Origin of the sequence: Nonomuraea sp. NPDC049480 (assembly GCF_044465905.1) — a bacterium.
Lineage (GTDB): Bacteria > Actinomycetota > Actinomycetes > Streptosporangiales > Streptosporangiaceae > Nonomuraea.
Genome location: NZ_JBITMD010000018.1, coordinates 108,854 through 134,050, shown reverse-complemented (window position 1 = coordinate 134,050; position 25,197 = coordinate 108,854). Strand labels below are relative to the sequence as shown.

At 69.7% G+C, this 25,197-nt stretch carries 24 protein-coding genes and 3 pseudogenes; 20 read left to right on the top strand and 7 right to left on the bottom strand.

The features are described 5' to 3' along the window. Positions 1-42 precede the first annotated feature (42 nt). From ACIBX3_RS39970 to ACIBX3_RS39935, 8 genes are all read left to right on the top strand, one after another. The gene (locus ACIBX3_RS39970; RefSeq protein ID WP_397125767.1) at positions 43-558 is read left to right on the top strand and encodes a MauE/DoxX family redox-associated membrane protein; all 516 of its coding nucleotides are present in this window, start codon (positions 43-45) and stop codon (positions 556-558) included. Positions 559-592: 34 nt separating this feature from the next. Continuing rightward, a complete protein-coding gene (locus tag ACIBX3_RS39965; protein ID WP_397125766.1) occupies positions 593-1,087 on the top strand; it encodes a hypothetical protein in 495 nt (164 codons plus the stop codon). Then, the gene (locus ACIBX3_RS39960; protein ID WP_397125765.1) at positions 1,084-1,254 is read left to right on the top strand and encodes a hypothetical protein; all 171 of its coding nucleotides are present in this window, start codon (positions 1,084-1,086) and stop codon (positions 1,252-1,254) included. The genes ACIBX3_RS39965 and ACIBX3_RS39960 overlap by 4 nt, the downstream gene beginning before the upstream one ends. An 18-nt stretch (positions 1,255-1,272) precedes the next feature. Beyond that, a complete protein-coding gene (locus tag ACIBX3_RS39955) occupies positions 1,273-1,815 on the top strand; it encodes a hypothetical protein (protein ID WP_397125764.1) in 543 nt (180 codons plus the stop codon). Between the two features lie 17 nt (positions 1,816-1,832). Further along, entirely contained in the window at positions 1,833-2,351 is a 519-nt protein-coding gene (locus ACIBX3_RS39950) for a DUF5666 domain-containing protein (protein WP_397125763.1), read from the top strand. Next, on the top strand, positions 2,351-2,878 hold the full coding sequence (locus ACIBX3_RS39945) for a hypothetical protein (protein ID WP_397125762.1): 528 nt from the start codon (positions 2,351-2,353) through the stop codon (positions 2,876-2,878). Before ACIBX3_RS39950 ends, ACIBX3_RS39945 begins: the two co-directional genes overlap by 1 nt. Continuing rightward, positions 2,875-3,210 (top strand): hypothetical protein, encoded by a 336-nt coding sequence (locus tag ACIBX3_RS39940; protein ID WP_397125761.1) that lies wholly within the window; start codon positions 2,875-2,877, stop codon positions 3,208-3,210. The genes ACIBX3_RS39945 and ACIBX3_RS39940 overlap by 4 nt, the downstream gene beginning before the upstream one ends. A 94-nt stretch (positions 3,211-3,304) precedes the next feature. After that, complete coding sequence (locus ACIBX3_RS39935; RefSeq protein ID WP_397125760.1) at positions 3,305-4,174, top strand: aldo/keto reductase; 870 nt, start codon at positions 3,305-3,307, stop codon at positions 4,172-4,174. A gap of 43 nt (positions 4,175-4,217) precedes the next feature. On the opposite strand, the gene ACIBX3_RS39930 is transcribed toward ACIBX3_RS39935, so the two are convergent. Beyond that, positions 4,218-4,787 (bottom strand): helix-turn-helix domain-containing protein, encoded by a 570-nt coding sequence (locus tag ACIBX3_RS39930; protein WP_397125758.1) that lies wholly within the window; start codon positions 4,785-4,787, stop codon positions 4,218-4,220. A gap of 52 nt (positions 4,788-4,839) precedes the next feature. On the opposite strand from ACIBX3_RS39930, the gene ACIBX3_RS39925 reads away from it, so the two are divergent. Together ACIBX3_RS39925 and ACIBX3_RS39920 are read left to right on the top strand one after the other, a co-directional pair. Further along, positions 4,840-5,742 (top strand): ornithine cyclodeaminase family protein, encoded by a 903-nt coding sequence (locus ACIBX3_RS39925; RefSeq protein ID WP_397125757.1) that lies wholly within the window; start codon positions 4,840-4,842, stop codon positions 5,740-5,742. A 125-nt stretch (positions 5,743-5,867) separates the two neighbouring features. Then, positions 5,868-6,672: pseudogene (locus ACIBX3_RS39920) on the top strand (Tn3 family transposase). Here ACIBX3_RS39920 and ACIBX3_RS39915 read toward each other — a convergent pair. The 4 genes and pseudogenes from ACIBX3_RS39915 to ACIBX3_RS39900 form a co-directional block, all read right to left on the bottom strand. Then, on the bottom strand, positions 6,562-7,125 hold the full coding sequence (locus ACIBX3_RS39915; RefSeq protein WP_397125756.1) for a dihydrofolate reductase family protein: 564 nt from the start codon (positions 7,123-7,125) through the stop codon (positions 6,562-6,564). The pseudogene ACIBX3_RS39920 and the gene ACIBX3_RS39915 overlap by 111 nt on opposite strands. A gap of 373 nt (positions 7,126-7,498) precedes the next feature. Beyond that, positions 7,499-7,936, bottom strand: a pseudogene (locus ACIBX3_RS39910) (pyridoxamine 5'-phosphate oxidase family protein); the annotation flags it as partial. A 232-nt stretch (positions 7,937-8,168) separates the two neighbouring features. Next, positions 8,169-8,602, bottom strand: a pseudogene (locus ACIBX3_RS39905) (VOC family protein). A gap of 123 nt (positions 8,603-8,725) precedes the next feature. Then, positions 8,726-9,268, bottom strand: a complete 543-nt coding sequence (locus tag ACIBX3_RS39900; protein ID WP_397125755.1) for a cysteine dioxygenase — start codon at positions 9,266-9,268, stop codon at positions 8,726-8,728. A gap of 76 nt (positions 9,269-9,344) precedes the next feature. Between ACIBX3_RS39900 and ACIBX3_RS39895 the strand changes: the two genes are divergently transcribed. Beyond that, positions 9,345-10,205, top strand: a complete 861-nt coding sequence (locus tag ACIBX3_RS39895) for a LysR family transcriptional regulator (protein WP_397125754.1) — start codon at positions 9,345-9,347, stop codon at positions 10,203-10,205. 602 nt (positions 10,206-10,807) lie between these two features. Next, on the top strand, positions 10,808-11,206 hold the full coding sequence (locus ACIBX3_RS39890; protein WP_397125753.1) for a hypothetical protein: 399 nt from the start codon (positions 10,808-10,810) through the stop codon (positions 11,204-11,206). Here the strand turns inward: ACIBX3_RS39890 and ACIBX3_RS39885 are convergent. Continuing rightward, positions 11,181-12,167 carry an NAD(P)-dependent alcohol dehydrogenase gene (locus ACIBX3_RS39885; RefSeq protein ID WP_397125752.1) on the bottom strand — a complete coding sequence of 329 codons (987 nt, stop codon included), beginning with the start codon at positions 12,165-12,167 and terminating at the stop codon, positions 11,181-11,183. The genes ACIBX3_RS39890 and ACIBX3_RS39885 overlap by 26 nt on opposite strands. Positions 12,168-12,573: 406 nt before the next feature. Here ACIBX3_RS39885 and ACIBX3_RS39880 point away from each other — a divergent pair, with 406 nt between their 5' ends. The 3 genes from ACIBX3_RS39880 to ACIBX3_RS39870 all read left to right on the top strand — a co-directional run bounded on the left by ACIBX3_RS39880 (position 12,574) and on the right by ACIBX3_RS39870 (position 13,784). Beyond that, positions 12,574-12,744: a hypothetical protein gene (locus ACIBX3_RS39880; protein ID WP_397125751.1), complete on the top strand. Its 171-nt coding sequence runs from the start codon at positions 12,574-12,576 to the stop codon at positions 12,742-12,744. A 14-nt stretch (positions 12,745-12,758) separates the two neighbouring features. Beyond that, on the top strand, positions 12,759-12,929 hold the full coding sequence (locus tag ACIBX3_RS39875; protein WP_397125750.1) for a hypothetical protein: 171 nt from the start codon (positions 12,759-12,761) through the stop codon (positions 12,927-12,929). Positions 12,930-13,340: 411 nt separating this feature from the next. Then, positions 13,341-13,784 carry a hypothetical protein gene (locus tag ACIBX3_RS39870; RefSeq protein WP_397125749.1) on the top strand — a complete coding sequence of 148 codons (444 nt, stop codon included), beginning with the start codon at positions 13,341-13,343 and terminating at the stop codon, positions 13,782-13,784. Between the two features lie 110 nt (positions 13,785-13,894). Here the strand turns inward: ACIBX3_RS39870 and ACIBX3_RS39865 are convergent, their stop codons facing one another. Next, positions 13,895-15,400, bottom strand: a complete 1,506-nt coding sequence (locus ACIBX3_RS39865; RefSeq protein WP_397125748.1) for a carboxylesterase/lipase family protein — start codon at positions 15,398-15,400, stop codon at positions 13,895-13,897. Between the two features lie 459 nt (positions 15,401-15,859). Between ACIBX3_RS39865 and ACIBX3_RS39860 the strand changes: the two genes are divergently transcribed. From ACIBX3_RS39860 to ACIBX3_RS39840, 5 genes are all read left to right on the top strand, one after another. Then, entirely contained in the window at positions 15,860-18,268 is a 2,409-nt protein-coding gene (locus tag ACIBX3_RS39860) for a PQQ-dependent sugar dehydrogenase (protein WP_397125747.1), read from the top strand. A gap of 70 nt (positions 18,269-18,338) precedes the next feature. Beyond that, positions 18,339-20,135, top strand: coding sequence for a glycosyl hydrolase family 28 protein (locus ACIBX3_RS39855; protein ID WP_397125746.1), 1,797 nt, complete (start codon positions 18,339-18,341; stop codon positions 20,133-20,135). Further along, a complete protein-coding gene (locus ACIBX3_RS39850) occupies positions 20,132-21,340 on the top strand; it encodes a carbohydrate-binding protein (protein ID WP_397125745.1) in 1,209 nt (402 codons plus the stop codon). The genes ACIBX3_RS39855 and ACIBX3_RS39850 overlap by 4 nt, the downstream gene beginning before the upstream one ends. Further along, a complete protein-coding gene (locus ACIBX3_RS39845; RefSeq protein ID WP_397125744.1) occupies positions 21,337-23,244 on the top strand; it encodes a glycosyl hydrolase family 28 protein in 1,908 nt (635 codons plus the stop codon). The genes ACIBX3_RS39850 and ACIBX3_RS39845 overlap by 4 nt, the downstream gene beginning before the upstream one ends. Next, on the top strand, positions 23,241-25,193 hold the full coding sequence (locus ACIBX3_RS39840) for a glycosyl hydrolase family 28 protein (protein ID WP_397125743.1): 1,953 nt from the start codon (positions 23,241-23,243) through the stop codon (positions 25,191-25,193). Before ACIBX3_RS39845 ends, ACIBX3_RS39840 begins: the two co-directional genes overlap by 4 nt. Positions 25,194-25,197: the final 4 nt, after the last annotated feature.

Below are 25,197 nucleotides of genomic sequence, written 5' to 3'. Positions count from 1 at the left end.
CCCCATTGATCAAAGTATCGCGCCCGTTTACGATCATGTCCCATGGACCTCGCCGATCTTGCGGGGGCGGGCTGTGGCCTTCTTGCCGCTCTCTTCGTCGCCAGTGGCGTTCCCAAAATCAGACGGCCGTTCGGGCTCGCGCTCGCGCTGGTGCGCTTCGGCGTCGTCCGGCGCGTCCAGCCCGGCCTGGGCCGGCTCCTTGGAGCCTTGGAGGTCGCGACCGGCATCGCCATGGTGATCAGCCCGGCCCTGCTTCCGGCCGCGACCTGTGCCCTTGTGCTCCTGGTCGCCTTCACCGCGGTGGTCGTACGGTCGCTTCTGGCCGGGCAGAGCGTGGAATGCGCCTGCTTCGGCACGGGCGAGACGACCTCGTGGGTGACCGTGGCGAGGAACCTCGTGCTGATCGGCGTCGCGGCGTTCGTCGCCGCGACAACGGCGGTGCCGACTATGGACCAGCGCATTTCAGGATTGCTCATCGGCACGGTCATCGCCTGTGGATATCTGCTGATGTCCACATTGGCCGTGGTCAAGCCATTCAGCGTCCGGATCGACGGGTGAATGAGGCGTCATGGGCTATACCGCGCTATTAGTCGTGTCTTCTGTCTGGTTGCTTCTCCTCACGCTCGGGCTGCTGATCGTACGCCGCGAACTGTCGATTCTTCAGGACCGGGTCGCGGTGAGCGGGGCCGCGCCCGCCGACGGGCTCGCCGTCGGCGCGCTCGCCCCCCCGTTCCCCGGCCTGCGCTCCGACGACGTGGTCCTGTTCTTCTTCGGGGACTGCGAGCCCTGCCACGAGGTGGCGGCGGAGGTGGCGCGGTCCGCCGATCCGGGCGCGTTCGCCTGTGTGGTCAGCGACGGCACCATGGCCGAGTCGTCGGCCGGTTTCGCGCGCATTCTTCCCGATGACGCGCGCGTGCTCACGGGCGATGAGGCCGGCGCCGTGAGAGAGCGGTACAAGGTGCACTCCGGCCCCTTCGGCGTGGCGGTGTCCAACGGCCTGGTGGTGGCCAAGGGCGTCCTGCGGCACGCCGACGACCTGGAGCATCTCCATCGTGCCGCCTACGGCGCGGCCTCGGTCGGCACGTGAGGGAGACGATGGGCGACGTCCTCACCAGTTCCCGGATCAGGCCGGCGCTGGCGATACCCCTGGCCGCGGCCGGCGTGCTCGCCGGCCACCTCGCGGGTCTCCAGCCCTGGACGCTGCTCCTCATCGCTGCCCTGATCGTGGGGATCGCGCAGCAGACCCTCCCTTGAGGCCCCAACGTGATCATCATGATCACGCGCGCCCGCGTGTCCGGGTGCTTCGGTTCCTCGGTGGTGGCCGGTGCCGTCCTCATCCTGTCGGCCATGGGTGCGGCGGCGCTCACCGGGGCTTTCTCCGGACTCCTCGGTGCGGCCGTGGAGCCCCCGACGCGGGCTCTGCTCGCTGTCACAGCGGTGTCGGCCGTGCTCGCCGGAGCGGCGTTCAGGCCGGCCCCCTGGCAGCTGGACCGGGAGACCGACACGCGCTGGCTCGCCTACAACGACTGGCGCACCGCCGCGTACAACGGCTTCGCCCTCGGCCTCGGCTTCACCACGCGTATCGGTTTCTGGCTCTGGTACGTGGTCCCGCTGACGGCCTTCGTCGCCGCCGACCCGTTGCTCGGTGCGGCCGGCTACATGGTCTTCGCGTTGACGCGGGTGGGCCTGTCCGCGCTGCTCACCTCGGCGGACGTCTACGTCACCGGCGGGATCGCCCGAGCCCGCATGGTGACCGACCCGCTGGCTTTCGCCGCGCTGGGCGCCCTGTATCCCGTTCTGACGCCCTTGCTGTAACCAACAGAGAGGAAGTGATGATGAAGGAGAAAAGGACCAGACGTGGGCTGTTCGCCGGAATCCTCAAAGATCCGGCCGGCGACTCGCCCCTGCCCCCGTCCGACGCCCCCATCGGCGTCCTGGTGAGCGGTTCGGGTCAGGACGTGACCGTGCGCCACGCCGGCTCGGCCGGCCTCGCGGCCGCCGCACCCGTCACGGCCAAGGCCGAGGAACTGCCCTACGGCTGGACGCTCAGACCCGGCGACCTCGTCGTGATCGACGAGGTGGCCCCGGGTGAGCGCGTCGCGGTCACCCTGCACCGCAACGTTCACGGGACCGTGACGGAGGTCGCCGCCGACCGCCTCACGGTGAACGGTCAAGTGTGCCTGCTCGACCCCCGGACGGTGCACTACGAGGGCATGGCGGTCGAGCCGTCCGCCAAGCCGCTGGCCCAGCCGCTGAAGGCCGGGGACGCCGTCGTCCTGGAGTGCTTCGACAACCGCGTGGACGGCACCCTGACCGTCCACTTCATGCGGCGGCTGAAGCAGGCCGCCTGATGGAACGGGTTCTCGCGGTCGTGCTGGTGGTGGCGTGCGTCATCCTCACGGTGGCCTTCCTGGCCTGCCTGCGGGGAATCGCGGAACTCCGCCTGCGCCTCACCGGGCGCGGTGTGGATCCCAGCACCCAGCTGATCATCGGAAGGAGACTTCCGGACAGCCTGGTCCGGCTGATCCCTGACGCGACGCAGGAGGCGTTGCTGCTCTTCATGTCCAGCACCTGCGGCACCTGTCACGGCCTCGCGGCCGACCTGAACAGGTTCGCGGGCCGTCAAACGGTGGCGATCATCGCCGGCGACTCCTCCGCCGAGCTGTTCGCGATGCTCCCGCCGCACGTCAACGCCTTCGACGGCGAGCAGGCCAAGGCCGTCGACGCCGACCTTCCCGTGGCGATGTGGCCCACCGTCCTCCTGCAGCGGGACGGGTTCCTGATCGCCTTCGCGACAGGCAGCAACGCCGACAGCGCCGCGGACCTCGAAGTGCTGTGGGAACAGAGACTGGACGTACCAGAGGGGACGAAAGCATGATCGTCGAGCACGTGAAGAAGACGCGGCTGACGAGGAACAGGTTCCTCGCCGCCGCCGGGGCGACACTCGTCGGCGTGGCCACCCACGCGTGGTTCCCCGGACGAGCCGAGGCGGCCCCGGCGGGCTGCTCGGGCTATCCGACCTGTACCTGCTGCTCAGCCACGTCCTGCTGCTTCGCGAACTGCGCCAAGACCAACACCTGCGGCGGCAAGGCCTGCTGGACGTCGTGTGCCTACCTGGGCAGCACGCTGTACCGCTTCGACTGCTGCGACTACTACTCGCGCTCCGCCGGCACATGCATCTGCAGGGTGAATCACCGGCCCTGCACCTGAGCGAAGGCGTGGTGCGGTGGGCCTGGGCCCACCGCACCACGCTTTGTCGCGAGAGCATTGACCTGGAGTGCGCTCCAGCAGACAGGGTGGACCCATGCACAACGCCATGAGAACGCGCGCCATCGGAAACCGCCAGGTCGGGGCCATCGGGCTCGGCGCCATGCCCATGTCGGTGGCCGGGCACATGCCGGACGAGGATCAGTCGATCCGCACCCTTCTCGCGGCCCTGGACACCGGCATCACCCTGATCGACACGGCCGACGCCTACACGCCCACCCACACCGACGTCGGCCACAACGAACGTCTGGTAGCCCGCGCCCTGTCCCTGTGGGCGGGCGACACCGACGCCGTGCTCGTCGCCACCAAGGGCGGGCACACCCGCACGCCCGGCGGCGGCTGGTCGGCCGACGGCAGCCCGTCGTACCTCAAGCAGGCCTGCGACCGCTCGCTGAAGGCTCTCGGTGTGGAGAGCATCGGCCTCTACCAGCACCATCGGCCCGATCCGCGGGTGCCGTACGAGGAGACCATGGGAGCGTTGAAGGACCTGCACGACGCCGGCAAGATCCAGATGGCCGGCATCTCGAACGCCGATCCGGAGCAGATCAGGCTCGCCCACAGCGTCCTCGGAGACCGCCTGGTGAGCGTGCAGAACGAGTACTCCCCCCGCTTCCGCTCCAGCGAGCCCGAGATCGACGTGTGCGCCGAGCTCGGGCTGGCCTTCCTCCCCTGGTCGCCGCTGGGCGGCATCGGACGTACCGGGGAGCTGGGCCGGCGGAACGCCGCCTTCGGCGAGATCGCCGAGGAGCGCGGCGTCTCGCCGCAGCAGGTCTGCCTCGCCTGGGAGCTGGCCCGCAGCCCCGTGATCATCCCGATCCCCGGCGCCAGCCGCCCGGAGACCATCCTGAACTCGGCCGGCGCCGCCACGCTGGAGCTCACCAAGGAGGAGCTCGCCCGCCTCGGCTGACCCGGCGCCCGGCCGGCTCGCGCCCAGGGCCGGCCCGCGAGGCCTACGCCTGGTGACCGCCGAGCTCCACGACGCGGACGAAGGAGACGGGGTCGTCGTCAGCGGCCGCGTACGCGTACGGGCGATCACTGGTCAGCCGCGCGGAAGTCCCGGCGGGAAGGCGGGTTGGGCGTCCCTCGACGTCCAGGAGCAGGGTCCCGGCGGTGACCAGGAGGAGCTCCTCCGAGCCGCGGGGGTCGGGCTGCGCCTCGTAGCGGTCCCCGGAGCGCAGGGTCCACTCCCACAGCTCGGGGCCACCCCGGCGGGCGCTGGCCACGTGCAGGAGGGCACGGCCGCCCGCCGGGCCGCGCCAGATCACGACCGGCTCGGACACGTGGAGCGGCTCGGTTCCCGGCGGGACGGTCAGGGCCGCGAAGTCGACGCCGAGAGCGCGGGCGATCTTGTCCACGGTGACCAGGCTCGGATTGGCCGTGCCCTGCTCGATCTGGGTGAGCAGGCGGCGGCTGAGCCCGGCCCGATCGGCCAGCGCCTGCACGGTCAAATCCGCGGCCAGGCGACGGCGGCGCACCTCGCGGCCGAGCCGCCCGATGAACGGCGTGGTGGAATGTCTCATCTCGGGTGGTGTTGACCCGCCGACTCCCTTGATGTGCATTATGTTGCCCATAATGAGCACCAGAATACCGATAGTCGAAGGCCTGCCCGAGCTCCCCGCCACCGACGTTCTCGACGCGCTGCGTGCCGCGTTCAGCGAGCTCGCCGGGGACAAGGCGGCACAGCCGCCCCAGACCGTCACCCTGCTGCCGGGTGGCGGCGACGTCATCGCCTACCAAGCGGCGACCAGCGACGCCTACGGCGTCAAGGTCTCGCCGTACCTGCCGCAGGCCGACGGCAGGGCCGTCGTCACCGCGTGGACGCTGCTGGTGAGCACGCGGACCGGCCGGCCCCTGCTGCTGTGCGACGCCGGCGCCCTCACGGTGCAGCGCACCGCGGCCACCAGCGCCCTCGCCGTGGATGAGCTCGCCCGGCCCGGCGCCGCCGCGCTGGCCGTCATCGGGTCCGGCCCCCTCGCCCGCGCGCACCTGCGCTACGCCCGCGTGGTACGCGACTTCACCTCCGTACGCATGTACTCGCCCTCGCTCACCACGGCCGCCGCCCCCGAAGGCGTGAGCGTGACCGGCAGCGCCGAGGACGCCGTGGCGGGCGCGGACGTCGTGCTGCTGTGCACGTCGGCGGCCGAGCCCGTCATCGACGCCGCCGGTCTCCGGCCGGGCACGGTGGTGACCTCCATCAGCACCAACGCCCCACGCGCGCACGAGATCGCCCCCGCGGCACTGGCCTCCCTGGACGTCTACGGCGACTACCGGCCCACCGTCACCGCCACGGCCGGCGAGATGGTCATCGCCGCCGAGCGGGGGCTGTGGTCCGCCGGACATCTGCGCGGCGACCTCCCCGAACTGCTCGCCGGGACCTGCCCGCCGCCCGGCGGCGACCGGCCGGTCTTCTTCCGCTCGGTCGGGCTGGGGATCGAGGACCTCGCCGTCGCCCGGCTGCTCCTGGACAGGTCATGACCTCGTTCACCCTTTCGAGCTCGGCGAGTGGCAGTCACGCTACGAGCACACCGTGGCCGCGCCTGGAGGCGGTGCTGTCGAACAAGACCATCGACTGAGATCTGATCGCCCGCCACTACGACCAGATGATCAAGTACGCGACCGCGCTGCGGTTGCGCACCGCCGAATCGCACCAGATGTTGCGCCGCTTCACCCGCGGCGGCCCCCACCTACCAGGCGATCGAGGAGCTCGGCCGCGCCATCAGGACGATCTTCATCTGTGAGTATCTGGCGGATGAGGAACTCAGGAGGGAGATCAACGAGGGCCTGAACGTGGTGGAGAACTTCAATTCCGCCGGCAAGGACCTGCTCTACGGCAAGGCCGGCGACCTGACCGGCGACGACCGGGAGCACGCCGAGGTCTCCGCGCTGGCGCTGCACCTGGTCGCCGCGGCCATCACCTACCTCAACACGCACCTGATCCAGATCGTGCTGCGCGATCCGGCCTGGCGAAAACGGCTGAGCCCGGCCGACCGGCGCGGGCTGACGGCTCTGTTCTGGTCCCATCTGAACCTGTATGGCCGCTTCGAGCTCGACATGAGTTCACCTCAAGCCGGGCCGTGGTACCGGCTGTGGACGCAGACCGAGACTGTTATCACACAGCTACTTCGGGGCTGTCGCGCGGACCCGAGCGGGGGCCCTCGACCGCGCTCGGCAGAGTCGTCTCGAAGTCGATCAGCTTCGCCCACGTCGGGGTACGACGAGAGCGGACGCCCGGCCGATGCGCCAAGACGAGCAGCATCGCCAGGCGTCCGATTCTTCGGAAGTGCGGACTTCCGCTTATTTCTTGATCTCGTAGCGCAGAAGTACCACGCCGTTTTCGAAGCCGGTGGCCTCGATCAGTTTCAGGTCTTGCCGATCCTCGAAAACGCGCCTTCCCTTGCCGCGTGACACCGGGCAGACGAGCAGGGTGAGCTCGTCGACGACGCCGGCGTCCAGCAGGGAGCGCATGAGGGTCAAGCTGCCCCACAGCCAGATGTCCTTGCCGCTCTGCTCCTTCAGCTCCCGGATGGTGGCGGCCGGGTCGCGCGTCACGGTCGCGGCCGGGAAGTCGCCCCAGGGGGCGTCCTCCAGCTTCGAGGAGGCGACGAACTTGGTGAGGTTGTTGAGCTTCTCGCCGTACTCGCCCTGCTCAGTGGCGGTCGCCCAGCCCTGGGACTGGGCGTAGGTGTTCGCACCGAGAACCAGCGTGTCGACCGCGTCGATGAGCCCCATCAACCTTTCCTTGTACTCCTTGTTGGTCGTCTCGGAAAAGGGCTCCCCTGACACGAAGCTGAGCCCGCCGTCCTCCTCCGCGGCGATGTTGTCGACGGTAACCCACTGCTGAACGATGAGCTTGCGCATCACTGACTGTGCCCTTTCGAATATCTGTCGACTGAACAGGTCCGCCGGTACGGAGCCTTCGTGACGGATCCGACGCCGGAGGAACTGAAACGATTCTTCTTTTCGAGAACGAAACCGCGCGCGGTTCTCGACCCCTGCCTCGACATTTCGTGGCGGACTTCAACGAATCCGCGCTCCGAGGCGGCCACAAACGGCCACGGGCAAAAGCCACTTCGCGTCCCAGGCGCGCCAGGGACCCGGTGGTGCCCCAGATCAAGCCGCGCCGGATCGCCACTTCGCGATCGGCCCCCGGTGTGGCCGGCCGGAGCAGGCCTTGTCCACGCACCGCGGTGAGGTTGGAGAGGCGTGGGCGATCCACCCAAGCGGGCGGCGCTCAGGCGCGCTGACGCTCCTCCCGCTGCCGGATCAGCTCCTCGACCGGACTCGGCAGAGTCGTCTCGAAGTCGATCAGCTTCGCCCAGGTCGGGGTCACCACGATCCGGACCATGCCGTCGTGGTAGAGCGAACGCACCTCCGCCTCCCACACGACCCGCTGCTCGGGCGTCATCTCATAGGTGCTGGTCGCCTGGAGATACTCATCCGGGATGCCATCGACGAAGTCCAGCTCGGCCCGGCCACGAATGAGCAAGATCTTCGGCGGGTGCACCTCGGTGTCGATCGTCAGGGCCACCATCGGGTTCTCACTCAAGGCCTGAAGCTTCGGAGCGTTCTTCGGCGTGCTCATGACGATCTCCGAGCCGTTCCAGGCAAAGATGATCGGGATGTTGCGGGGGGTGCCGTCCTTGGCGACATAGGCCAAGCGGGTCACGTCGCGGGCCAGCAGTTCCCGGCTGAGCGGCCGGTTCAAAACCTCGGTGACCTCGTTCGGTTCCACGGTCATTTCTCCCATAGTCGTTTTCTTGATCCGCCCGGCTTTCCTCCGGGCATGCGTGATCGAGGGTGGTTGCTGATGGCGGGAAAGCACATGCGTCGTCTCCGGCTGGGGTAACCACGCGGCTGCTGCGGGCGCGAGCCGGATCGCCCTGGTCGGCCGCGACGGACCGTTAGCCGAGTTGCTGGGCCAGTCCGACGATGATGCCCTCGGGGCCGCGCACGTAGCAGAGCCGGTAGCTGTCCTCGTACTGCTCCAGCGTGCCGACCAGTTCGGCTCCGTGGGGGCGCAGGCGGGCGATGACGTCCTCGATGTCGTCGACGACGAACATGACGCGGCGAATGCCAGCGTGTTCACCGGCGCGTCCTGCGGCTCGGTGCTGATCGCCTTCGGCGTGTGGAACATCGCCAGCTCGATTCCGCCGACGCCGCCCGGGATCCGCAGCATCGCGACCTCCTGCCGAACCCCGTTGAGGCCGATGACACGCTCCGCCTGCTCCGCCCAACGCCCCTCGATCGGCGCTCTGCCCTCCAGTTCCATGCCGAGTTCGACGAAGAACGCGATGGCGGCGTCGAGGTCGTCGACGACGATGCCGACGTTGTCCATCCGCTGGAGCGTCATGGTGGCTCTCCTTCTTCGTCGCGCGGCCGGTTCGTGGCCGCTGGTGTCCCTGGGACGGAGCCGGCACCGCATTCTCGACATCCTCCACGGCTCGTGCCCCAGGTCTGGTCAGCGATCGTGCCGCTGCTCGTAGGTGCGGCGCACACTGGTGCCGTTGCTGAGGTCCGCGCCGTACACGTGCAGCGTGATCGCGATCGCGTCACCGGTGTTGCGGACCCGGTGGATGTCGTCGGGCGGGGCGACGCCGCTGACCGAGCCGGCGGGCCGGTGCCGCTTGCCGATCTCGACCAGGCGGTCGCCGTCGATGTCGTACAGGGTCTCGGTCTCGGCGCCCTGGAGCACCATGAACGAGCACCACACCAGGTGGTCGTGGATCTCCGTCACCTGGCCGGGCCGCCACACCACCGCGGACACCGAGAACGCCGCCTCGGTGTGCAGGGTGTGCCGGGTGTAGCCGTCGGGCGAGCCGGCCCGCTCGGCGACGGTCAGCAGGTCCACGTCCGGCTTCGTCTCCGCCAGGACGTCGGCCACCTGTTTGGCGATGGTCCGCGGGTCCGCCTGCCGGTGGGCGCGCGACCGGATGCGGGCGACCAGCTCGGCCAGGCCGGGCCTGGGCGGCGAGTCGACGGGGGCTGTCATCTGCTCGGCCATGACGACGATGCTGGCCTGCCAGCTGTCATGACGTCTAATGCCAAAAGTTTCCACATCCCATAGATAAACTTGATAAATGATGAACCTGACGCACCTGCGGGTGCTGGAGGCCGTCGCCCGCCACGGGTCGGTGACCGAGGCGGCCAAGGAGCTGCACTACTCCCAGCCCTCGATCAGCCACCACCTCGGGCGGCTGGAGGCCTCGATCGGGGCCCGGCTCATCCAGCGCGTGGGCCGCGGCATCCGGCTCACCCCGGAGGGCGAGCTCCTGGCCCAGCGGGCCAGGGAGATCGTCGGGCGGGTGGAGGCGGCCTCCGTCGAGATGGCCGCCCAGGTCGGGCTCCGGGCCGGGCGGGTGCGGGTCGCCGGTTTCCAGACGGTCCTCAGCACGATCGTCCCCAAGGCGGCGGCCGCGCTGTCGGCGTCGTACCCGGGCATCGAGCTGAACCTGGTCGACGTGCACCCGGTCGAGGGGCTGCGGATGCTGCGCGCCGGGCACGTCGACATCGCCCTGGTCTTCCGGCACGCCGACACCCCGGACGAGGAGGAGGGCTTCCGGCTGACCCACCTGCTGGACGACCCGGTCTACCTGATCAGCCAGGAGCCGGACCAGCGTCTGGAGGACCACCGCGACTCCGCCTGGGTCGGCGGGTGCGAGCGCTGCCGCGCGACGATGGTCACCGCCTGCCGGCGCGCCGGCTTCACCCCGCGGATCGCGTACAGCAGTGACGACATGGTCGTGGTCCAGACGCTCGTGGCGGCTGGCATGGGGGTCGCAACCCTGCCCGGGCTCGCCCTCCAGGCGCACCGCACGCCGGGGATCCACGCCACCGAGATCGCAGGCAACGCCCGGCACATCTTCGCCGTCACCTACGGCGAGCCGCCGGACCCGCCCGCGACCACCGCCCTGCTCAAGATCCTCAGGACGACCACATAAAGCATGATGACGACCTCACCTGGGCCGCACTCTTCGTCCGCGATCTGCGCCCACCTCAAGGCCCCAGCCCAACCAGGGGTCGGGCGGTGTCCCGGGCATCCCACCTTCGGGGTGGTGGCCGGGTCAGTGGTGCCGGCGGCCGGGGTCGTGCTCGGCGAGCGCCGCGGCGTAGGCTCCCTTTTTCATTAGTGACTCTTGATGATCGTAGGGTATCGTTCTGGTATCAGCACGCCTCGTGCCCAAGCGACGCGGGGCACCCTCCTCGGTCCTATAGCCGTGCACGCTGGACCGATAGCGTCCGGAGGGACGTGCCACGCGGGCCGGGGGCTTCGTCCACCGGCACCGGGGCATGAAGACGATCGGTGCATGCCCGGCATTTCGCCGTGCACTGTTCTGGGGATTCCTCAGGATCGCCAAGCCGATCAGAGACGCTTTCCTCTCAGTGGCCGACGCGCTGGCCCGCTTCCGAGCCTCCCGTCCCCACGCGGCGGAGGCAACGAGGACAAGGTCCCCCGGATCGCGCTGACGGGACTCCGCTCCGCTGTTGATCGCGACGACTCCTGGCGGGCTGGGCGTGGGCACCCTCGCCGAGAGGGCAGACCATGACCAAGAACAGCGCCCGCAAGAAGGAGATTCGCGAGCGCCAGGCGCGGACCGGCGAGGCGTACAACGCCGCCGCCCGCGCCCTCGACCACGAGCGTCAGGCCGACGCCGAGCCCGACGTGTTCGTCGCGGGCTTTACCCGGAACGGGCGTCCTTGGGTCTCCTCCTGGGACGGCAACGAGCTGCACGACGTCAACCCGGCGTGTGGCCATCACCTGGGCGCGTTGTGCGGCGGCTGCGGAGTCTGCACCACCTGTGACGCCTGCTACTGCGCCGAACTCGCGTACAAGAACGCCATGGACGCCGAGTATGAGCGGGAGATGAACGAGCACCTGGAGCACGACCAGCACCAGGCCGACTGCGAACTCTTGGTCAGTTGCCGTTGTGCTCCATGGTGATCAGGACGGAACCCTGCTTGCGACCGGAATCGACACGCCGGTGCGCCTCGGCGGCCTCTGCCAGCGGGTAGCGCCCGTCGATGGCCGGCCTCATCTGCCCGGCTTCGGTGATTTGAGTGAGGAAGCGCAGGTCTTCGGCCTTGTCGGTCGTGGGACGCAGGCCGGTGAAGGCGATGATCGCCCGCTTGTCGCCGAACTTCCGCGTCCACAACGACTGCAGGAGGATTCCAGGGGAGGGGGCTGTCGACAGGTAGACGCCGCCGCTGTTCAGCACGCGCCTGCTCCGCGAGAACGAGCTCTTGCCGGCGGCGTCGAAGACCACGTCATAGGTGCGGCCGGCGCGGGTGAAGTCCTCTTTGGTGTAGTCGATGACTTCGTCGGCGCCCAGCGATTTCACCAGCTCCAGCTTGGCGGTGCTGCACACTCCGGTGACCCGCGCCCCGAAGTGCTTGGCGATTTGCACCGCCGCCCTGCCCACGCCGCCGGCGGCGCCGTTGATGAGGATCTCCTGCCCCTCGTGCAGATGTGCGTTGTCCCGGAGGAACGGCAGGGCAGTCAGTACGCCGTCAAGGACGGCGACGACCTGAGCGTAGTCCAGGCCGGCCGGCATGACGGCCAGTGCTCCATCCTCGGGCACGCATACATACTCGGCGTGGGCGCCTAATGCCGGACCGGTGTCCGCGAAGACCTGATCGCCCACGGTGAAGCGGGTCACGTCCTTGCCGACCGCCACGACCTCACCGGCGAACTCGCCGCCCAGTGTCTTGGCTTTCGGCTTGATGGGACCGGTGAACATGCGCGCCACGAACGGGGTACCTGCGCGGAAGGTGGCGTCCGTCGCGGTCACCAGGACGGCGTGAATTCTCACCAGCACGTCCTTGTCGCCGGGGTCAGGGGTTTGGACCTCTTCGATGCGCAGAACGTCAGGGGCGCCGTACTTGTAGTAGGTCACTGCTCTCATGGGGTGTCCCTTCTCGACTGGGGTGGGCGTCTCGGGTGTCGCGTGACATCCCGCCACCGTGTAAAGAATGTTTAACACGCCCTAACGTAAAGCACAGCAGACACCATGTCAATGATTCTTAACATCGGACGCCATCGGGAAGGCGTCTCCGCCCGCCGTACAGCGGCCTTGAGACCGTCTGCCCGATGTGCGGATGGATCGGCGCGACCCTTCAATGGCGTCCGGCGCGCGGCCCGATCGCCCTGCCGTGGAACCCCGGGCTCGTGGACGTGGCCAGGCCGGAACGACTCGCCCGGCATTGCACATCGTGCGGCTATCACTGGGGACGAAGCACCTTTGGACGTGCCGCCCACCGCCCCGGCCACCGACGCCTACGGGGCCAGGCCGACGAAGAGGGGCGCTCCTGATGGCCGCCCCAGAACCCCCGACCGACGCCATAGCCGCCGCGCGGACCTGGCTGGAGGAGCTGGCCGAGAGCTTCGCGCACGGAGAAGCCGCCGAGCCGGCCCCCGCCCAAGTCCGCGGAGTTCGGGTCGGCCTCGCCCGCCCCCAGAAGAGGATGTGCCGGTCCGGCTGACCACACGGCCGATCATGCTGAGTCCGGAGCGGCCGCGCCTGATCTTCGAGACGACCCTGTACGACGGGCCCGGCCCGCAGACTGGAGAGTTCATCGTGTGGGACGAGACGGCGGGCGGCAGGGTCAGCCGGCCTCCGGCGTTCCAGGGCGGTGGCGGTGGGCTGGTCTCCACCGTCGACGACTGACAGTGATGATGTAGATGAGCGCCTCCCGTCAAGGTCTGACTCAACGCCTGACAACAAGTTCGCTGAGCTCGGCCTGGCCGGTCCGCATGCGCCGACGGCGGGCCGTACCGCGCCGGAGGCGAGGGTCAGCGAAGCTCTGTGACGGCTGATCCCTCAGTGTGTGATGAAACGATGACAATGCGGTTGACCACCGGACTCGTCTGATTGCCTACGGATCATGCAATCGACGAACCCCTCTCCTGACTCCCCGTTCGCCCAAGGATCCACTGCCCGCCGTCGTGCCGGAGTGATGGCTTGGTGCGCGGCCGGCCCCGCGGCCGGCTTGGTCGTCGGTGTGGCCTTGCAGCGGTGTGTCGTGCACCGCTTGGAGCTGCACACACTCCTGTACGGCCGGCTCGGCGGCGGTGGCCGGTGAGCCGGAAGCCGGCGCTGGCCGACCGCCAGATCGCGCGGACCGCGACCGCCCGTGTGCTGTTGCGTGGTGGGGTGGAGGAGAAGACCGGCGAGGTGCTGTCGGCCCGTGTGGTGGCCGAGCGGGTGGGCTGGGGCGCGGGCCTGGCCGCCGGGATGGCCGCCGGCCTGCTCGCCGAGCGTTGGAACCCGGGCGACGTGGCCGTGCTGGCCGATGGTCTGGACGGTGCGGGCCGCCGGTTGCCGTCGAAGGCGTGCGCACCACCACCGTGCACACGATCAGCTCAAGCACCCCCGCCACCCGACGCCGACATCGGCCGAGAGGGGCGGCACTGGGCGCGGGCTTCCACCTGCACGCCCACGCCACCCCGCCACGGTGGGAACACATCCCCAGGCCGGAACCACAACCGGACGCAGGACCGCTTAGCTGATCAGAGACGCTGAAGGAGGACCTCGCCTCCTTCAGGCCGACGGTGATCGCGTATCAGATCACCACCCACGACTGGGGCACGCCCAGCCAGCAGCTGGCGGCCGGATCGGGTGCCTTGGCCAGGCTACGGCCGCACCTGTAACGTGAGGGGGCCGAAGGCGTGCCCGGCCCACAACTCACGGGAGGTCTCCTCCGGATATGCCGTTATGCCCGGCTCGGTGTCGATGACCCAGGTATGCCTGTTTTGCGGCTCGTACGCCGGCCAGCCCGGATCCCCGGTCGTGGCGAAGGCGATCCATGCCGCGCGGACCCGGGCCGACAGCTCGGCCGCGGCCGGTGGCGGCTCCTGTCCGAGCAGCAGTCCTCCCGCTCCAGCGGTCAGGTTGCCGAACGTCAGCGGCAGGCCGAGCCCGTGACAGGCGCCGAGCGCATCGCCGCCCATGCCGGGGGCCGGCCAGGTCAGCTCGAACAGGTGGGCCCGGCCGCGCCTTTGGTGAGCCTCGGCCAGCCGGACGGAAGGCATCCGGAACAACCAGTCGGAGTGCACCAGCTCGTACAGCCGCTCGTCGCCGGCCCCCGAGTAGGCGGCCCGGTAGGCCTCCGGGTCCGGGGCGAGCTCCCGCAGCGCGGTGGCCGCCCGCTCGGCGGTGATCTGGCCGGTGTCGCCCCTGATGGCCATGAACAGCCGATACTCGTCGCGGGTGTGCCCCGCGATCAGCTCCACATCGCGCGCGGCTCCGTCCGCCGGTGACCGCCACGGCACCGCGGGCAGCACCTCGCCGTCCACGACCGGCGCGAACGGCGACTGGACGTACGCGGCCCGGCCCCACTGCGGGCAGCCGCCCATCTTGTCCGCCACCGCGTCCCCGGCGTCGATCAGCCGCTCCGGCGACAGGCGGGCGAGTTCGCCCGCGAGTGGGGGCAGGCCCAGCTCACCGGCTACGGCGGCGGCGATGTCGGCGGCCAGCTCAGCGGAGAAGAACAGGCCTGGCACGCTCTGCGCGATCGCCCTGCGGAACAGACCGGCGGCTTGGGGCATCACCATCAGCGCCGCGATGCTCCCTGCTCCGGAAGACTCCCCGAAGACGGTGACCCGGTCCGGATCTCCGCCGAAGGCCGCGATGTTGTCGCGCACCCAGCGCAGGGCGGCCACCTGGTCCAGCAACCCGCGGTTGGCCGGTGCCCCCTCGAAGTGCCCGAAGCCCTCGGCGGAGACCCGGTGGTTGAAGGTGACCACGATGACGCCGTCCCGGGCGAGCACGCGGCCGTCGAAGACCGGGTCGCCGGACCATCCGTACATGTAACCCCCGCCATGGATCCACACCATCACCGGCAGCCGGGCGGCGCCCAGGTCGGGGGACCAGACATTGACGGTCAACCAGTCGCCGTCCGCGCCGTCCGTGCCGGACGCACCCAGCAACCTGGACTGCGGTGGCGGCGGGCCGAACGCGCCGGCCTCGCGCACCCCGTCCCACGGCTCGGCCGGCACCGGTGCGGCCAGCCGCAGGGCGCCCACCGGCGGGCGCGCGAACGGCACGCCGCGGAAGACGGTCACACCATCCTCTGTCCGTCCGCGCAGCCTTCCCGTGGTCACCCGGACCTCTGTGCCCGCGGATCCGATGGCGCTCATGGCACACTCCTCCTCTGGGGTGCCCGGCTCCCCCAGCCAGGCGCGGCCATCTTCACCCGAACCGCAGGCTCGCCGCACCTCAATATCGAGCGGGCCGGAGTCAGGGACGCCGTCAAGAACTGTGCGATGAGCCGCCAAACCGCCTTGCGGCGGACGACGCAGTGCCAGAAGACATCCCATGTCTCACTTCCGGCCCGAGGAACGGTGACACCGTCCCGCCGGCCCGGCCAAGCCCTGGTACGGACCAACGGCTCCGGTCGTCGAATGCGCCCTTCGCCCCGCAACGTCGCTCCACCTCGGGCTACCACATTGCGCAGTCCGATCTACTTGCCGATTAAATTAGGAAAGCTTACTAAATAATGGAACGCTCCAGCTGTTGACGTCTGTAGCGGTTTGTGGGAACACGATGGAAAGCTCCAATCTCTTACACGCAGCATCACTCTCAGCCAGGAGCGCCCGATGAACTTCAGCAAGTCCCGGGCCTGCGCCATCGCCTGCCTGCTCGTCATGGGCACGGTGGCCGCCCCCGCCGACGCGGCGCCCACCCGGTACGAAGCCGAGAACGCGACGATCTCCCAGGGCGTCGTGGACTCCAACCACGCCGGTTATTCCGGCACCGGCTTCGTCAACGGGGACAACGTCGCCGGCGCCTACACCGAATGGACGATCAACGCGCCCAGTGCCGGCGCCGCCACGCTGGCCTTACGCTACGCCAACGGCACCACCGGCGACCGGCCCAGCGACATCTCGGTCAACGGCGTCACGGTCGCCGCGGCCCGTTCCTTCCCCGTCACCGGAGCCTGGAGCACCTGGGCCACGGTCACGCTGACCGCGCAGCTCACCGCGGGATCCAACACGGTCAGGGCCACCGCCGCGGGCTCCGGCGGCAACCCCAACTGGGACTACCTCGACGCCGAGGCCCAGTCTTCGAGTTTCACCGACTACCAGGCGGAGTCCGCGACGATCTCGCAGGGCGTCGTGGAGTCCAACCACGCCGGCTTCACCGGCTCCGGCTTCGTCAACTTCGACAACGTGGTGGGCTCCTCCGTCGAGTTCGCCGTCAGCGCCGCCACCGCGGGCACGCAGGGCCTGACCTTCCGGTACGCCAACGGCACCACCACCGACCGGCCGACGAGCATCACGGTCAACGGGACGGCCGTCACCACCGTGCCCTTCCCCAGCACCGGCGCCTGGACGACGTGGCAGGAGGTCACCGTCAACGCGCCGCTGGTCGCGGGCGGCAACACGGTGACGGCCACGGCCACCACCGCGGGCGGCGGCCCGAACCTCGACCGGCTGCGGGTCAGCGGCCCCGGCGACACCGAGAAACCCACCTCGCCAGGGCAGCCCACCTGCTCGGACATCGCGCACAACGCCCTGACCCTGACGTGGCCGCCGTCCACCGACAACATCGGCGTGGCCGCGTACGACATCTACCACCAGGGCCAGCAGATCGCGACCGCGACCGCCCCGCCGTACCGGCTGACCGGACTCACCCCCGACTTCGCCTACCAGCTGTCGGTGTTCGCCCGCGACGCCTCCGGCAACGTCTCGCTGAGCAGCCCCGAGGCGAACTGCCGCACCCTGCCCGCGCCCGCCGACGACCCGCCCTCGGCACCCGGACAGCCCACGGTCAGCGGCGTGCAGGCCACCTCCGCCACGGTGACCTGGGGAGCCTCCACCGACGACAACGGCGTGCGCGCCTACCTGGTCCGTGACCACGCCAACAACGCCGTGCTCGCCACCGTCACCGGCACCCCGCCCGCCACCACGGCCAGCGTGCCGCTGGAGTGCGCCCGCACCTACCGGGTGCACGTCGTGGCCCGTGACACGGCCAACCAGCTCTCGGCCCCGAGCTCGCCGTCCGCCCAGTTCACCACGGCGGCCTGCGGCAGCGTGCCGCAGACTCCCACGAGCGTCGCCGGCGGCTGGGACGTGCCGTGGGACATCTCCTGGGCGCCCGACGGGACGTACGCGCTGGTGACCGAGCGGGACACGTTCCGGGTCTTCAAGGTGACCCCGTCCGGCACCAAGACGCAGGTCGGGACCGTGCCCAACTCCCAGACCACCAACGGCGAGGGCGGCCTGATGGGCCTGGACTTCTCGCCCACCTGGAACGGCACGAGCGACCAGGAGGTGTTCTTCATGCACACCTCCTCCGAGGGCAACCGCGTCGCCAAGATGAACTTCAACGGCACCGCGCTCAGCGGCTACGCCAGCGTCCTGCAGGGCATCGACAAGAACCGCTACCACAACGGCGGGCGCATCAGGTTCGGCCCCGACGGCTACCTGTACGTCGCCACCGGCGACGCCCAGCAGTCGAGCAACGCGCCCGACCTGGACTCGCTCAACGGCAAGATCCTGCGTATCACCAAGACCGGCGCGGCCGCGCCCGGCAACCCGTTCAGCACCCGCGTCTACAGCTACGGCCACCGCAACCCGCAGGGCCTGGCCTGGGACTCGGCCGGCCGGCTGTGGTCGTCGGAGCTGGGCAACTCCTCGCGTGACGAGCTCAACCTCATCCTGCCGGGCCGCAACTACGGCTGGCCGACGTGCGAGGGCAACTGCAACACCTCCGGCATGACCAACCCCAAGCACACCTGGAGCGTCGCCGAGGCCTCGCCGAGCGGCATCGCCATCGTCGGCAACACCGTCTTCATGGCGGCGCTGCGCGGCCAGCGGCTGTGGCGCATCGTGCTGAACGGCGAGAACGTCTCGACGGTCAACTCCTACTTCAACGGCACGTACGGCCGGCTCCGCGCGGTCGAGAAGGTGCCCGGCGCCAACGCCATCTGGTTCGGCTCCACCAACTCCGACAACAACGGCAGCGGCTCCGCGGACACGATCCGGCGTTCGAACATCCAGTGATCGTTCCCTGATCGCCGGCGGCCGTTCCTGCGTGACGGCCGCCGGTCCAGCCCTCCCCTGGAGCACCCCCATGCAACCCTCCCGAAGGGCCGTCATCACCGGCGCCCTGCTCGCCCCCATACCGGCGGGCGTCGTGCTGCCACCGGCGCCCGCCCCGGCCCGCACCTTCGACTCGCCCTGGGACCAGGTGCCCGCGATCCTGGCCAGGATCGTGCCGCCGACCTTCCCCGACCACACCTTCCCGATCACCGACCACGGCGCCAGACCGGACAACACGACCGACTGCACACCTGCTTTCCGCGCCGCGATCGCCGCCTGCAACGCGGCGGGTGGCGGCACCGTGCTCGTGCCCGGCGGCGGCAGGTACCGGACCGGCCAGATCCACCTCCTGTCCGGCGTGCGGCTGCATGTCGAGGCCGGGGCCACGATCAGGTTCCGCTCCGACGCGGCCTCCTACCTGCCGGCCGTGTTCACCCGCTGGCAGGGGATCGAGTGCTACAACTACTCACCCTTCATCTACGCCCGGAACCAGACGAACCTGGCGCTCACCGGCACCGGCACGATCGACGGGAACGCGGCCGCCGGGCCCTGGTTCGGCTTCGACGACCAGCGCGGCCCCGACTGGGAGCGGTTGCAGGAGATGGCCGTGGACGGCGTGCCGGTCGAGCAGCGCCGGTTCGGCGACGGCCACTACCTCAAGCCGAACATGATCCAGTTCTACGGCTGCCGGAACATCCTCGTCGAGGACCTGGACATCAGGAACCCCGCGATGTGGACCATCCACCCCGTCTTATCCCGAAATATCACCATCAGGCGGGTCAAGATCTACAGCAGGGGCGCCATGGTGGACGGCGTCGACCCCGAGTGCTCGTCCGACGTGCTCATCGAGGGCTGCACGTTCGACACCGGCGACGACGGCACGGTCATCAAGTCCGGCCGCGACACCGACGGCCGCCGCGTGGGCGTGCCGTCCACCGACATCGTCATCCGCGGCAACACGTACCACGGCCGCTGGGGCGCGATCACGGTGGGCAGCGAGATGTCCGGCGGCGTCCGCAACGTCTTCGCCGAGAACAACCGCATCCTCGCAGGCTCGAGCTACCGCTCCTTCTACGCCCTCTACCTGAAGACCAACAACCGGCGCGGCGGCACGGTCGACGGCGTCCACGTCAGGAACCTGACCGGTGGCCCGTGCGACCGGGGCGCCTTCTACGTCGACATGAACTACAGCCTCACCGGCCCCGGCCACGGCCCGATCGTCAACCCGGTCATCCAGAACGTCACCGTGGACGGACTGAACATCGCCGACTCGCCGTTCGCGATCAAGCTGTCCGGCTCGCCGGCCGGCCACCTCAGGAACGTGACGATCGCCGACAGCACCTTCACCCAGATCGACACGCCCGCTCCGCAGCTGTCCAACGCCGACAACGTGGTGCTGCGCAACGTCCGGATCAACGGCGTCCTGTACGGCACGCCGCCCCTGGGCACGCGCTACGAGGCGGAGAACGCCACGATCTCGCGGGGCGTGGTCGAGTCCAACCACGCCGGCTTCTCCGGCACGGGCTTCGTCAACTACGACAACGTGGCGGGTTCGTCCGTGGAATTCGCGGTGAACGCCACCTCGGCGGGGACGGCGACGCTCACCTTCCGCTACGCCAACGGCACGACGGCGAGCCGTCCGATGGACATCGCCGTCAACGGCGCCGTGGTGGTCACGGCCAAGGCCTTCCCTGGAACCGGCTCCTGGGCGACCTGGCAGTCCACCAGCGTCTCGGCCCCGCTCACCGCCGGGCCCAACACGGTCAGAGCCACCGCGGCCACCGCCGGCGGCGGCCCCAACCTCGACTACTTGGAGGTCACGACATGAGGGAACCCATGGAGCTGTCGCGGCGCCGGCTCGGACTCCTCGTAGGCGGGGCCGCCTTGGCCCCCCTCCTGCCTGCCCGCCCGGCCTTCGCCGCTCCCACGCTGCTGCCGACCGGGATGACCTGGCAGCTGTTGTGGTCGCCGTCGGCGAGCGCCGACGGGATGCGAGCCTGGGAGACCCTTGAGGACGACCGCGCCGACTCCCACCCGGCGGGCGCGCCGCACATCTTCCCCGAGGGGAACAACTTCCGCTTCAACATGCACACGGTCGACCGCGACACCAGCACGGACCGGCAGCGCCACGAGGTCACCGGCAACCGGACCTCCTCCGGCTACCTGCGGTGGTTGCAGGGAGAGCTGTGGCGGGTGACGTACTCGATGTACATCCCGAGCACGCTCAAGGCCACCACGACGTTCACCCACATCTTCCAGACCAAGATGCCGGGCTCGGGAACGGCGCCGATCACGGTCACCTCGCTGCGCCGGGTGGACGGCCGGCAGACCATCGAGCACAAGATCTTCGAGCCGAACATCCTGGTCGGGCGGACGGATCTGGAGCCGCTGCACAACAAGTGGATCGACATCGACTACGAGATCAAGATCGGCGACGGCTCGTCCGGCGCGGTCAGGTGGGTGGTCAGGAACGGCGCCACCACGGTCGTCGACGCGACGAGGACGGGCGTGGACACCTTCCTCGGCGACCGGGTGCGGCCCAAGTGGGGCATCTACCGGTCTCTGGGCGACACGTCCGGCTCGCTGCAGAACTGCCACCTGCTGCTGACGAACCTCAAGTCCTACAAGGCCGTCCCGGGGAACGGCGGGGGCGCCACTCGCTACGAGGCGGAGAACGCCACGATCTCGCAGGGCGTGGTCGAGTCCAACCACGCCGGCTACTCCGGCACCGGCTTCGTCAACGGTGACAACGTGGCGGGGTCGTACGTGGAGTGGACCGTCAGCGGCAGCGCCGGAGCGGCCACCCTCAGGATCCGGTACGCGAACGGCACCACCACCGCCCGCCCGGCGACGATCACCGTCAACGGCGCGACGGTCGCCGCCGACCAAGCCTTCAACGGCACCGGCGCCTGGACCACGTGGGCGACGGCCACCGTGCCGGTCACCCTCGGCTCGGGCTCCAACACGGTGCGGATCACCGCCAACACCGCGGGCGGCAATCCCAACCTGGACTACATCGAGGTGGCGCAATGAACGAGCGGCCGCACGAGGACCCCGGCCCGTTATCGGCCGAGCCCGGGGCGCCACCGGAGAGCGGGGGAACGCGCAGGGAGTTCCTGCGGTCCGCCGCGCTCGTCACGGGAGTCGCGTTCGTGGCGGGTCCGCTCGGAGAAACGCTGGTCGCGGGCCGGGCCGCCGCCGTCGCCGCGGCGGAGGCCGGCGGCGGCATCCGGCCCGCGTCCAGTACGGCCGCCGCCTCGCCGTGGGACGAGGTGCCGTCGATCCTGGCCAGGATCGTCCCGCCCACGTTCCCCGACCGGACGTTCGACATCGTCGACTACGGCGCCGTCGGGAACAACAGCACCGACTGCACCGCCGCCTTCCGCGACGCGATCGCCGCCTGCAACGCCGCGGGCGGCGGCCGGGTCCTGGTGCCGCCCGGCACGTTCCGCACCGGCGCGATCCACCTGCTGTCGAACGTGAACCTGCACGTGACCGGCACCATCCGGTTCCGCACCGACCCGGGCGCGTACCTGCCGATCGTGTTCACCCGGTGGGAGGGCATCGAGTGCTACAACTACTCGCCCTTCATCTACGCCAACGGCAGGACCAACATCGCGATCACCGGCACGGGCGTCATCGACGGCAACGCGCCGGCGGGCGAATGGTCGTCCTGGGGCGGCGGGGGTGACGACCGGGACCAGCTGCGCGAGTGGGGCGCGAACGACCACCCGGTCGAGCAGCGCCGGTTCGGGGCCGGGCACCGCCTGCGGCCCAACATGATCGGCTTGTACGACTGCGCGAACGTCCTGGTCGAGGGCCTCGACCTGCGCAACCCGGCCATGTGGACCCTGCATCCGGTCTACTGCACGAACGTCACGGTCAGGAACGTCACCTTCTACAGCACCAACTCCCAGGGCGACGGCTGCAACCCCGACTCCTGCACCGACGTGCTCATCACCGGCTGCAGGTTCAACACCAACGACGACTGCATCCCCGTCAAGTCCGGCCGCGACCGCGACGGCAGGAGGGTGAACAAGCCGTCCCAGAACATCGTGGTGCGCGACTGCAAATTCTCCGGCCGCTGGGGCGGCATCACGGTCGGATCGGAGATGTCGGGCGGCGTCAGGAAGGTGTTCGCCGAGGACTGCGTCTGCAACGCGGCCGACTTCCCGGGCCGCTATCCGGTCAAGTACGCGCTCTACGTCAAGACCAGCTTCAACCGGGGCGGCTTCGTCGAGGACGTCCACCTGCGCCGCATCACGGGCCGCGACCTCGAACGCGACGCCCTCTACATCACGATGAACTACGAAACATCCGGAAACATCCCCCCGACCGTCAGGAACTTCACCGTCGACGGCATGACCATCGACGGCGGGCGCTCGGCATACAACATCGACGGCCGGAGCGCCAGGCACATCCAGAACGTGACGATCTCCAACAGCACCTTCACCGGGATGAGCAACTCCGGCAACACCGCCGACTACGTCGACGACCTCCAGCTGATCAACGTGTTCCACAACGGCCGGGACATCTCCACCCAGCCCTCCCCCGGCGCCCGCCACGAGGCGGAGAACGCGACGATCTCGCAGGGCGCGGTCGAGTCCAACCACGCAGGCTACTCGGGCACGGGGTTCGTCAACTCCGCCAACGTGGCAGGCGCCTCCGTCGGGTTCGCGGTGACCGCGGAGACGGCCGGCACCAAGACGCTCACGGTCCGCTACGCCAACGGCACCGCCACGAACCGTCCCTACTCGGTCACGGTCAACGGCACGGTCGTCGCGTCCGCCGTCGACGCTCCCGGCACGGGCGCGTGGAGCACCTGGGCGTCGAGCACGGTGGCCGTCTCCACCGTCGCCGGCGCCAACACCATCCGGCTGACCGCCACCACGGCGGGCGGCCTGCCCAACCTCGACTACGTGGAGATCCGGCCATGACCTCCCTCCGCCGGGCCCTGCTGGTGTGCGCCCTCGCCCTGCTCGGCCTGACTCCCCAGCCCGCGAGCGCCGCCGCCGAGTTCAACGTCCGCGACCACGGCGCCACCGGCAACGGCTCCACCAACGACGACGACGCGATCGACCGGGCCATCAACGCCGCCAGCGCGGCGAACGGCGGCATCGTCGTCTTCCCCGCGGGCACCTACCGTTCCCGCACCATCCACCTGAAGAGCAACGTCACGATCCGCCTCGACGCCGGCGCCACGGTACGGGCGGCCAGCAGCGGCATGGACGCCCCCGAGTCGAACCCGTACGACGACTACCAGGACTTCGGCCACAGCCACTTCAACAACTCGCTGTTCGTCGGCCGCGGCGTCACCAACGTGCACTTCACCGGCTCCGGCACCATCGACGGCGACGGCAACCTGTCGACCAGCAACTCGCCGCCCTCCGGCGCGGGCAACAAGGCCATCGCCCTCACCGAATGCGCGAACGTCAGCATCACCGGCATCTCGATCCGCCGCGGCGGCCACTTCATGGCCCTGCTCAACGGCTGCCACGACGTCCTGATCGACAACCTCAGGACGTACTACGCCGACGAGGGCGTCCGCGACGGGATCAACCTGATCAACAGCTGGAACGTCACCCTCCAGAACAGCCGCATCGAGTCCGGCGACGACGCCATCGCGCTGAAGAGCGACTACGCGCTCGGCCACACGTACACGAGCCAGAACATCCGCGTCCGGGACACCACGGTGTACTCCCACGAGAACAACGCCCTGCAGTTCGGCTCCGAGACCTGCGGGAACTTCCGCGACATCCGTTTCGACGACATCACCGTGCTGGGCGGCGGCAAGGCCGGGATCGGCATCGTCTCCATGGACGGCGCGATCATCGAGGACGTCCACTACACCGACATCTCGCTGACCAAGACGACGACCCCGATCTTCATGAAGATCGGCGAGCGCCGCCGCTGCCCCGGCTCGCCGCCCGCGGGCCGGATCAGGGACATCCACCTCACCAACGTCACCGGCGTCGACCTGACCGCGCCCGAACCGTCGGGCACCACCGGCGGGCCGGAGCTGACCAGCACCATCACCGGCACGCCCGCGGTCGACATCGGCCCGGACATCACACTCGACAACGTCCGGCTGACCGTCCCCGGCGGCCATCCCGCCTCCGACGCCAACCGGGTGCCGGGCGAGTTCCTCACCACGTATCCGCCGCGCGACTACGGCACCCGCCCGTCCTTCGGCCTCTGGGCCCGCCACGTCCGGGGCCTGGCCGTCGGCAACGGCTCGGCCGTGCGCTTCGAGGACAATGACAACCGGCCCGCGTTCATCGTGGACGACGGCTCGGACGTCCGCCTCGACGTCACCGCCCAGCGGGGCTCCGGCAGCGCGTACGACGTCGGTGTCAGCGGCATCACCGGCTACGCGGTGAGCGGCGCGAACACATCCGGCGGCACGTTGCGCGTGCGCGCGACCGACTCCACGCCGATCCCCGGCGACCCCGTCAGCCTGTACGGCGAAGCCGAGTCGGGCACGGTGACCGCGCCGATGCAGACCCTTCAGGACCCGGCCGCCTCCGGCGGCTCCTACGTCAGCGTCGCCCCCGGCTCCAACAGCAAGACGGCCGCGCCCGCCACCGGCCACGCCACCCTGTCCTTCGCCGTCCCCCGCGCCGGCACGTTCACGGTGTGGGCCAGGGTGATCGCCGCCACCGACGGCGACGACTCCTTCTGGGTCCGCTCCGACGGCGGCACGTGGAGCAACTGGAACGGCATCCCGCTCGGCACGAGCTGGCACTGGGCGCGGCTTCCCGTCACCTACGCCCTCAGCGCGGGCGACCACACCCTCACCTTCGCCTACCGCGAGGACGGCGCCCGCCTGGACCGGGTGGCCATCTCGAACGACCCGGCGTTCATTCCCTCCGACGGGACCTCTTAGAGGA

What these genes read in the sequence shown, in the direction of transcription:
- ACIBX3_RS39945 (WP_397125762.1), top strand. Translation starts at nt 2,351, where the DNA reads ATGGAACGGGTTCTCGCGGTCGTGCTGGTGGTGGCGTGCGTCATCCTC.
- ACIBX3_RS39855 (WP_397125746.1), top strand. Translation starts at nt 18,339, where the DNA reads ATGCAACCCTCCCGAAGGGCCGTCATCACCGGCGCCCTGCTCGCCCCC.
- ACIBX3_RS39890 (WP_397125753.1), top strand. Translation starts at nt 10,808, where the DNA reads ATGACCAAGAACAGCGCCCGCAAGAAGGAGATTCGCGAGCGCCAGGCG.
- ACIBX3_RS39845 (WP_397125744.1), top strand. Translation starts at nt 21,337, where the DNA reads ATGAACGAGCGGCCGCACGAGGACCCCGGCCCGTTATCGGCCGAGCCC.
- ACIBX3_RS39840 (WP_397125743.1), top strand. Translation starts at nt 23,241, where the DNA reads ATGACCTCCCTCCGCCGGGCCCTGCTGGTGTGCGCCCTCGCCCTGCTC.
- ACIBX3_RS39860 (WP_397125747.1), top strand. Translation starts at nt 15,860, where the DNA reads ATGAACTTCAGCAAGTCCCGGGCCTGCGCCATCGCCTGCCTGCTCGTC.
- ACIBX3_RS39915 (WP_397125756.1), bottom strand. Translation starts at nt 7,125, where the DNA reads ATGCGCAAGCTCATCGTTCAGCAGTGGGTTACCGTCGACAACATCGCC.
- ACIBX3_RS39950 (WP_397125763.1), top strand. Translation starts at nt 1,833, where the DNA reads ATGATGAAGGAGAAAAGGACCAGACGTGGGCTGTTCGCCGGAATCCTC.
- ACIBX3_RS39900 (WP_397125755.1), bottom strand. Translation starts at nt 9,268, where the DNA reads ATGGCCGAGCAGATGACAGCCCCCGTCGACTCGCCGCCCAGGCCCGGC.
- ACIBX3_RS39850 (WP_397125745.1), top strand. Translation starts at nt 20,132, where the DNA reads ATGAGGGAACCCATGGAGCTGTCGCGGCGCCGGCTCGGACTCCTCGTA.
- ACIBX3_RS39865 (WP_397125748.1), bottom strand. Translation starts at nt 15,400, where the DNA reads ATGAGCGCCATCGGATCCGCGGGCACAGAGGTCCGGGTGACCACGGGA.
- ACIBX3_RS39895 (WP_397125754.1), top strand. Translation starts at nt 9,345, where the DNA reads ATGATGAACCTGACGCACCTGCGGGTGCTGGAGGCCGTCGCCCGCCAC.
- ACIBX3_RS39875 (WP_397125750.1), top strand. Translation starts at nt 12,759, where the DNA reads ATGCTGAGTCCGGAGCGGCCGCGCCTGATCTTCGAGACGACCCTGTAC.
- ACIBX3_RS39885 (WP_397125752.1), bottom strand. Translation starts at nt 12,167, where the DNA reads ATGAGAGCAGTGACCTACTACAAGTACGGCGCCCCTGACGTTCTGCGC.
- ACIBX3_RS39880 (WP_397125751.1), top strand. Translation starts at nt 12,574, where the DNA reads ATGGCCGCCCCAGAACCCCCGACCGACGCCATAGCCGCCGCGCGGACC.
- ACIBX3_RS39955 (WP_397125764.1), top strand. Translation starts at nt 1,273, where the DNA reads ATGATCACGCGCGCCCGCGTGTCCGGGTGCTTCGGTTCCTCGGTGGTG.
- ACIBX3_RS39940 (WP_397125761.1), top strand. Translation starts at nt 2,875, where the DNA reads ATGATCGTCGAGCACGTGAAGAAGACGCGGCTGACGAGGAACAGGTTC.
- ACIBX3_RS39925 (WP_397125757.1), top strand. Translation starts at nt 4,840, where the DNA reads ATGAGCACCAGAATACCGATAGTCGAAGGCCTGCCCGAGCTCCCCGCC.
- ACIBX3_RS39930 (WP_397125758.1), bottom strand. Translation starts at nt 4,787, where the DNA reads ATGAGACATTCCACCACGCCGTTCATCGGGCGGCTCGGCCGCGAGGTG.
- ACIBX3_RS39935 (WP_397125760.1), top strand. Translation starts at nt 3,305, where the DNA reads ATGCACAACGCCATGAGAACGCGCGCCATCGGAAACCGCCAGGTCGGG.
- ACIBX3_RS39970 (WP_397125767.1), top strand. Translation starts at nt 43, where the DNA reads ATGGACCTCGCCGATCTTGCGGGGGCGGGCTGTGGCCTTCTTGCCGCT.